The organism is Streptomyces sp. NPDC051173 (assembly GCF_040689515.1).
GTDB lineage: Bacteria > Actinomycetota > Actinomycetes > Streptomycetales > Streptomycetaceae > Streptomyces.
In genome coordinates this window covers 221329-229757 of sequence record NZ_JBFBBD010000004.1, presented here as the reverse complement: position 1 = coordinate 229757, position 8429 = coordinate 221329, and the positions used below count along the sequence as shown (strand labels likewise).

At 72.5% G+C, this 8429-nt stretch carries 6 protein-coding genes; all 6 read right to left on the bottom strand.

Annotated elements, in window-relative coordinates; genetic code table 11:
* Positions 1 to 157: 157 nt before the first annotated feature.
* A complete protein-coding gene (locus AB0435_RS04745) occupies positions 158 to 1645 on the bottom strand; it encodes an ABC transporter substrate-binding protein (RefSeq protein ID WP_366426200.1) in 1488 nt (495 codons plus the stop codon).
* Positions 1642 to 2925, bottom strand: a complete 1284-nt coding sequence (locus tag AB0435_RS04740; RefSeq protein WP_366426199.1) for an ATP-grasp domain-containing protein — start codon at positions 2923 to 2925, stop codon at positions 1642 to 1644. Before AB0435_RS04740 ends, AB0435_RS04745 begins: the two co-directional genes overlap by 4 nt.
* A gap of 35 nt (positions 2926 to 2960) precedes the next feature.
* Positions 2961 to 4184: an MFS transporter gene (locus AB0435_RS04735; protein WP_366426198.1), complete on the bottom strand. Its 1224-nt coding sequence runs from the start codon at positions 4182 to 4184 to the stop codon at positions 2961 to 2963.
* Between the two features lie 185 nt (positions 4185 to 4369).
* On the bottom strand, positions 4370 to 5629 hold the full coding sequence (locus AB0435_RS04730; protein WP_366426197.1) for an ATP-grasp domain-containing protein: 1260 nt from the start codon (positions 5627 to 5629) through the stop codon (positions 4370 to 4372).
* A 103-nt stretch (positions 5630 to 5732) separates the two neighbouring features.
* Positions 5733 to 6428 (bottom strand): hypothetical protein, encoded by a 696-nt coding sequence (locus tag AB0435_RS04725; protein ID WP_366426196.1) that lies wholly within the window; start codon positions 6426 to 6428, stop codon positions 5733 to 5735.
* A gap of 158 nt (positions 6429 to 6586) precedes the next feature.
* A complete protein-coding gene (locus AB0435_RS04720; protein ID WP_366005713.1) occupies positions 6587 to 8050 on the bottom strand; it encodes a PLP-dependent aminotransferase family protein in 1464 nt (487 codons plus the stop codon).
* Positions 8051 to 8429: the final 379 nt, after the last annotated feature.

Here is an 8429-nt window from a genome sequence, read left to right as displayed (position 1 = left end):
GCCGTCTACGTCCTCGGACTCGGCATCTTCACCCAGGGCACCTCGGCGTCCGGCGTTTGAGGACAACGCGCGAAGCGTGTCGCGGGGTCTGGGGCGGAGCCCCAGTTTCGGGAAGGGGCGGGGCTGGGGAACAAAGAAAGCAGCCGCCCGCAGGGCGTCAAACCGACAAACCGCGAAGCACCGGCTCCCCGAACACGTCGTTCACCCGCCCCGCCGGCACCACCCGCTCACCCACCAGGTGATACAACGCCCCCTCCCACAAAGGGAACACCGGCAAGGAGGAGAGAAGCAGCCGCTCCACCTCCCGGTACGCCGTCAGGCGAGAAGCCGCGTCGGCCGCCCCCCGCCCCCGCGAGAGCAACCGCTCGACCGCGTCGTCCCCGTAGCCCACACACCGCAGCAGCGGAGCCACCGCGTTGTCCGCCGACAGGAAATCGATCTGCCAGTTCAGCCGGAACGGCCCGTCCAAACATGGAAGTTCGGACAAAAAAGAGGACCGCTCGGCCGGTACGGCAGCGGCCGGGACGCCCAGTCCCGCCCCCACCCCGGCCGCCAGATCGGTCGCCCACCCCTCGTGCCCCTGCCCGGCCGGATAGTGGAAGACGAAGCGCCGCGGCGGGGCGGCGCCCCGCGACGCGAGGAGCCGGCGCGCCCCGGCGGGGTCGTGGGGAATGGCGGCCGGCGGCGGGCCCGCCGGGTCCAGGACCGGCGGCAGGATCCGGTGGGCGACGGGGCGCGTGCCCGCGAAGTGCCTGCGGCCGATCGCCGCACGGTCCACGCACATGGCCACCGCCCGCCGTACCACCGGATCGTCGTAGGGCGGGACGGCCGTGGGGAAGGCGAGGAAGGTGACCATGGGGTTGGGCGTGACGCGGAAGCGCGGACCGCCCTCGCGCGCCGCCACGTCGATCCTGGTCGGCGGCACCTCGGTCACGTCGACCTCGCCCCGCAGGAACTCCTCGTGGCCCGTGGCCAGATCGGGGTCCGTCCGGAAGGTGATCCGCGCCGACCGCCCGGCACCGCCCGCCGGGTACGCGGCGTTGGCGGCGTAGTAGCCGTCGAACCGTTCGACGGTGAGGTCCTCGCCCGGCCGCCACGGCTCCGTCAGCCGGTACGGGCCGTTGCCGACCGGCCGCAGGGCGAACCCGGCGGGGTCCGCCTCGGCCAGTTCGGCGGGTACGGGCGCGGTCGCCCGGTGGCTGAAGACCGCCGCGATGTCGTGGAACGGCCCGGTCAGCCGGATCTCCAGCAGCAGCTTCCCCAGGACGCGCACCCCGCTGAGCCGGGCGCTCCGGCCCGCCCGTACGTCCTCGTACCCCTCCACCACCGCGAGGTGCCCGGCCAGTTCGGAGCCGGTCTCCGGCGCGGCCACGCGGGAGAGCGCGTAACGGTAGTCCTCGGCGGTCACCTCGCGGCCGTGGTGGAAGCGCACGCCGGGACGGAGCGTGAAGCGTACGGAGAGCCCGTCCGGCGCCACCTCCCAGCCGCTCGCGGCGGCGGGGGCGAGCCGGCCGGTGGCCGGGTCGCAGTCCACGAGGGGGTCGGCGATGACGCCCGCGATCAGCGCCCCGTCGTGCTCGAAGGCGGTGCCGGGGTCGATCGCGGACGGCATGCCGAGGCGGACCCGCAGGGTGCCGTCGCTCATCGGGCGGCGGCCGGGCTCGCGGTGTTCCGGTCGGGCAGCACGGCCGCGGTCTCCAGCCGGTAGCGGGCGATGCCTTCCAGCACGGCGCGGCGGACCGTCGCCTCGTCGGGCCCGCGCAGCAGGAAGCGGCCGCCCGCGTGGTCGTAGCCGCCGTCGCCGCGGAAGACCTGCCCCGGGGCCGGCAGGGCCTCGCCGTAGCACTCGGGTATCGCCTCGACCAGGGAGTTGCGGCTCAGGACGCGCCGGGGCCACGGCTGCGGCTCGGGGAAGACCAGCCAGCCGCCGCCGACCCCGGGGCCGGGCCGGGTGAGCTCGTCCAGCGGTGTCATCGGGGGCAGGCCGACCGCCGCGCGCACGGACTCGCCGTAGAGGTCGATGCCGAAGAGGTCGCGGTGGACGAACGGCACCCCGGCCCCGCCCGGCCGCAGGCCCACCTCCAGGAACACGTGCTCACCCGCGGAGTCGACGATCACCTCCAGGTGGAACGGGCCGTCCCACAGCTCCAGGGCGTCCAGGCAGTCCGCGGCGAAGCCCATCAGGGCGTCGCGCCGCGGACCCGGGTCGAGGAGCACCGAGCCGAGCGGCATGCCGCGGGTGAAGTCCAGGCAGGTGTTGACGTAGGCGGAGGCGGTGGCGAAGTGGAAGTGCCCGTCGCGGCGGATGCCGTCCACGTGGTGGATGGCGCCCTCGACGTACTCCTCCGCCTCGTAGCCGTCCCGGTCGACGCCCTCCAGGGCCTCCTCCAGCTCGCGCTCGGTGCGCACGAGCAGCACGCCCTTGGCCGAGGCGCCGTCGCGGGGCTTGAGGACCATCGGCAGGCCGAGCTCGTCGGCGAGGGTCTTGGCGTGCGAACCGGCGTCCAGCGCGCGGTACTCCGGCGCCCGCACCCCCGCCATCCGGACCCAGCGCTTCATCCGCGTCTTGTCGCGGAACCGCAGGACGTACTCCGTCTTCCGGCCCGGCGCGCCGAGCGCCTCCCGCAGCCGGGCCGCGGTGATGAGGTCGAACTCCGACAGCCCGATGATCCCGGCCAGCGGGCCGTGCGCCTCGACGACGCGGCGGGCGGCGGGCAGCAGCGTCCCGTACGCCATGTCCTCGACCACGACGGTCTCCGCGGCGCCGTCCCGGTCGAGGGGCGCGAGCGCGTCGGCGGTGGCCAGATAGGCGAGCCGGAAGCTGCCGGGCGGTACGAAGCGGTGGTACTCGCCGAATTCGTCGTCGAACCGGTTGAGGACGAGGAGCAGCGGGGCAGTGTCCTGCCCGGATGACTGTGCGTTCACGGTGACGTTCCCCAGTGGTCGTGTCCGGCGTTCGGTCAGTGGTCCCAGCGGATCAGGGCGGGCAGGGCGATCAGGGTGACGAGCAGGGAGAGGGCGCCTCCGACGAGCCAGGGGGAGACCAGGCCGAAGGAGTTGGCGACGAAACCGCCGACGAGCGAGCCGAGCGGCATGGCGCCCCAGGTGAGCATGCGGGCGGCGCCCGACACCCGGCCGAGCAGCTCGGCGGGGACCAGCCTCTGACGTACGGACTGCACCACCACGACCCACAGGGAGACGCTGACGGAGAAGACGGTGAACAGCGCCACGACGGTGACCGGACTGCGGCCCACCAGACCGATCGCGAGCCACATCAGCGAGCAGGCGGTCTGCGCCCCGATGGCCGTCAGCCGGGGCCCGGCGCGGGCGACGACGCGGCCGCCGACCACCCCGCCGACGACGCCGCCGATCGCCATGGCCGCCAGCAGGACGCCGTAGCCGCGGTCGCCCACGTGCAGCTCGTCGTGGGCGAACAGCACCAGCGTCGACAGCGCCATGGCCTCGCAGAACATGGCCGCGCCCGCGACCAGCGACAGCGTGCGCAGCAGCCGGTGGCGCAGCAGCCAGCGCAGCCCCGCGACGATCTCGGCGGACAGCCTCTGGCCGTCCGCCGGGCGGGGCTCCCGGGCGGGGGTACGGATGCGCTGGATGAGCAGGACGGACACGGCGAAGGTGAGGCTGTTCAGCCAGAACGGGAGGGGCGCGGCGAACGCGAACAGGGCCGCGCCGAGCGGTGGTCCGGCGAACTCGCGGGCCACGGTCTCACTCGCCACCAGCCTGCCGTTGGCCCGCTCCAGATGGCGTTCCGGCACGACGGCGGCGATGACGGTCTGGCCGGCGGTCGTGAACAGCACCTCGGCGGAGGCCACGCCGAAGGGCAACAGGAACAGCATCCAGATCCGTGTGAGGCCGCTGGAGACGAGGACGGCGATGACCGCCACCAGCAGCGCCTGCGCGATCTGCGCGCCGAGCATCAGCCGGCGGCGGTCCAGCCGGTCCACGAGCGCCCCGCCGACCACCGAAAGCAGCAGCCAGGGCAGCGTGGCCGCGAAGGCGACGCCGGAGATCAGCCGGGGGTCGTCGGTGAGACTCCTGGCGGCCAGCGGCAGCGCGGCGACGAGCGCGCCGTCACCGAGCGGCGCGATGAGACTGGCGGACCAGAGATAGCCGAAGTCCCTGCCTATGCGGTTGTCCTGGGCGGGTGCGGACGCGGTCTGTTCCAAAGGGTTCGTCCTCGGGGGCTGGGTGGTGGGGGTGTCCGTCCCGGGCGGAGCGGACAGATCAGCCCGTCCGGCGTTCGAGGACAACGCGCGAAGCGTGCTGCGGGGTCTGGGGCGGAGCCCCCACGCGGCGGAGCCGCACATCAGACGCAGCCGGGAAGGGGCGGGTATGGGGAAGAAACCCCCGGTCAAGCGAGCCGCACCGCATCCCCGATCGCCTCCCAGCGCGACAGCGCCGACCCGTAGGACTCCGCCTGGAAGATGACATGTCCCAGCAGACACCGGAAGTCCTCGGCGGGCGGAACCTCCGCCCCCGGCTCGTAATAGAGCGAGATATCCAACACATCGTCGGATTCCCGCAGTTCATCGAGCCCCACGAGCCCCTTGAAGGCCGGCACCCCCGCCTCCGCCACAAAGCACCGCACCGCCGCGCACTTCGCCCGCGGCGCCGAGAAGACACCCAGCTCGGCAGGGTCGAGCCCGGCGTACGCGGCCAGCATGACGCGGGCCAGGGAGACGCCCGTGACGAGCTCCACGAGCTGAGGGATGGAGTGCCCGGCGAGGCGGGCGCCGATCTCGATCAGCACGGGATCGCCGTCGGGCAGCCGGAGTTCGCAGTGGAAGGGGCCCAGCGTGACGCCCAGCGCCCGGCAGACGTCGGTGACGTACGCCTCGACGGCGGCCCGCACGGGCGGCTCCAGCTCATGCTGGACGATCATGCCGATCTCGACGAAGTACGGCTCGGCGCCGAGGAGTTTGGAGGTGACGGAGACGATGGCGACCTTGCCGTCGAGCACATACCCCTCGACGCTGACCTCCGGCCCCGCGACGTACTCCTCCAGGAGCACGGGCCCGTCGAGGCCGCGGCCCATGTCGGTGCGCGGGTCGGCGCGTATCCAGTCGTACGCCCGGTGCAGCTCCCGCGCGCTCTCCACCCGCGTGACGTGGATGCTGCCCGCCGAGCGGGTGGGTTTGAGTACGGCGGGGAAGCCGACCCGGGCGGCGGCCGCGTCCAGGCCGGCCGCGTCGGACGCCTCGGCGTAGCGCGGCACCCGCAGCCCGGCCGCCCGCGCCCGGTCGCGCATGACCGCCTTGTCCCGGAGCGCCTCCACGTCGGCCACGGGCAGGCCGGGCAGCCCCAGCCGGCCGGCGAGCCGGGCGGCCGTGCCGACGTAGAACTCGAAGCCGGGCACGATGCCCGCGAACGGCCGCTCGCGATGCAGCTCCGCCACCGTGTCGTACAGCGCCGGCTCGTCGTTGGTGTCCACCACGACGAGTTCGTCGATGTGCTCGCGCAGTGGCTCGGGGATGCGCCGGTCGTCACGGTCGTAGGAGGCGACGACGAGCTCGAAGCCGAGCGCGCGGGCCTCGACGAGCAGTCTGTTCCCGGACGACATGGGCTCGACGACCAGAATGCGGATACGGGGTCGGGGCAGCGGTTCGGTCATTGCAGTGGCTCTCCGGGACATCGGTGGCGGCGGCCCGGAACAGGTCGGGGCCGCCGCTGTGCGTTCACTGGTCGGAGCAGCGGTGCCGGTGCGCCGGGCGCCGTCAGGCGGAAACGGCCTCACGGGCGCCGACGGTGACCTCGTAGAGCTCGGCGAAGTAATCACCGATGAGGTCGATGAAGGTGGTGAGATAGACCTCGGCCTTTTCCGGCGTGCTGAAGTTCTCCACCGCGCGGGACACGGTCCGGAACATCAGCTCGTCGTGGTCGTGCTGTTCGTCGAAGGCGATGTGCGCCTGGGTGCCGTGCACGTATTCCTTGCCGAATTCCTCGGCGGCCTTGTCGGTGATGACCGGGTTGTAGCGGTCCGAGTACCACTCGACGAACCAGTCCCAGATGGTGGTGGGGGCCGGACCCGCGTGGTCGGCCTCCAGCCGCAGGTAGCCCATCAGTTTGGCGGTCGAGATGAGCACCGGGGTGGCGTCCAGCTGCTCGATGGTCAGACCGAACTTCTGGAGGTCGCGGGTGAACATGTTCTCGTGCCCGAATTCCTCGGCCAGATAGCGGGCCAGCTTCGCGGCCAGCTGATCGTCCTGGGAACCGACCTTGTAGAGGGCGTAGCTGTCCACCTCGTTGTTGAGGCGGATCCGCAGCACGGTCTCGGTGATGTGACGGATGTAGTAATCCCGGTCGATCCACTCACCGCGGTGCAGTTCGCGCATCTTCGGGACGCGCTTGAACTGCTTCTCCAGCAGCTCGGCGGCGAGGGATTCAAGGCGATCACGGTCGAGCTTGGACATGCTTCTTTACAGCCTTTCGAGGGTGATTCCACCGGGCGGCAGGAAAAGCCGGGCCCAGGGGCATCGACGGAATGGGAAGGGCCGTGCAGAATTTCTTTTACCAGTATGAAACATGGGTGGCGCGCTTCAAATAGCCAATCGGCAAGGCTTGGCCTGCCCTAGGCGAAGACCGGGCTCCGGTTCTCCGGGCGCTCGGCGGCCCCGGTGCCCGTGGCCTCCACGACCTCGCCGAAGGCGCGGGCCAGCCGCCGGACGCCGTCCCGCAGCACGTGCTCGTCGAGCGTGAACGGCAGCCGCAGCCTGCTGTCGTAGGTGCCGCCGGTGCCGAACCTCGGGCCGCTCAACAGCTGAACACGGTGCCGTTCCGCGGCGGTTGCCAGCGCGCTGCTGACGGCGGCGCCCAGGTCGACCCACAGGGTGGTCCCACCGCGCGGGGACGCGTACCGCCAGCTGGGCAGGTACCGGTCGAGTGCCGAGGTCAGGGCCGTACGGCCGGCCCGGAGCGCTGCCCTCCGCTCGGCCAGCAGCCCGTCCGCCGAGGCCATCAGCCGGGCGGCGAGCACCTGGTCGGGCACCGAACACGTCGTTCCCAGACCGCTGTTGAGGACGGCGAGCCGGTGCACCGTGGAGGCCGCCGCGCGGATCCACCCGACCCGGACGCCGTCCCCGGTCACCGCGCGGGCGGAATCGATCAGTGCCACCGTGCCCTCCGGGGCGTGCGCGGCGAGCGACTCGGGCATCCCGTCGTCGTCCAGCCACAGGTCGGCCGCGCTCTCGTCGGCGACCAGCAGTGTGCCGGTGCGCAGCGCGGTCCGCACGAGGAGGCGGCGCTCCTCGGCCTGCATCACATGCCCGGTCGGCTGCTGGAAATCCGGGGTGAGCAGCGCCAGTTGGGGTCTGACCTGGTGCAGTGCGGCGCTGAAGAGCTCGATGTGCCAGCCGTTCGCCCCGAGGCCCACGGGCCACGGGCGGGCGCCGTGCAGCCAGATCGCGTCCATGACGTGGGGCGCCGCGGGCGATTCGATGAGGACGCGCTGCGCCGGCCGGGCCCGCAGCCGCAACATCAGCTGCCAGCTGTGCCCGACCCCTTGGGTGATCAGGATCTGCGCGGGCGAGGTGGGCAGTCCCCGCGCGGTGTAGCGGTCGGCCACGGCCTGCCGTAACTCCGGCAGCCCGTACGGCTCATGGCTCCGGTCGGTGAACGCCCTGGCCACGGCCGGGGCGATGGAGTCCAGCGCCTGGCCGAGATGCTCGGCGGGTACGGGCAGGAGGTCGGAGGCGAAGTCGGCCGCCCAGTCGGTGGCGGGCCTGCACCACTGCGCGGCGGGGCAGGGCGAGGCGCTCTCGGGACCGTCCGCCGCCGGTTCCGGCAGCGCGATCACGGTGCCGGAACCGCGGGCGCTGCGCAGCCGGCCCTCGGCGCGGAGCATGTCGTACGCCTTGGTGACGGTGGTGCGGCTGATGCCGAGCTGCTCGGCGAGGGCCCGTTCGGGGGGCACCCGGGTGTCCGGTGACAGCTGCCCCTCGCGGATGAGGATCCGGACGCGCTGCGCCAGCGCGTCGTACGCGGGGCCGCGCGAACGCCAGCCACCCAGGAGGCGTCCCATCTGCCCTGGGCTCATCACGTGCAATATTTCTGCCACTGTGTGCCATTCGGGAAGGGCCGGTGCGTCCGGCACGGGCATCCGAGGTCCTTCGGCCCGCCCACCGGAACGCACAGGAAATGTCCCGCTATCCGGGTTCGGTAGCAGGTGGAGCCTGGCGAATGGGGCTTTCGGCACACAGCGGGGCCGGATAGTGGCGTGGGGGGCGGCCCTGCCGGTGCGGTGACGGAGTGCCGAAGGCAGCGGCGGAACCGGTACGGCGACCAGGACGCGATCTGACGCGAGCCCGCGCAGGACGCGGCTCACAACCCCTCTTTGACTCCCCCGTCATGCGCACATGCTCAACAGGGGCGCGGCGGGGTGTCAAGGGTTTCTACGCGCTCGCGGAAGCCGCCCG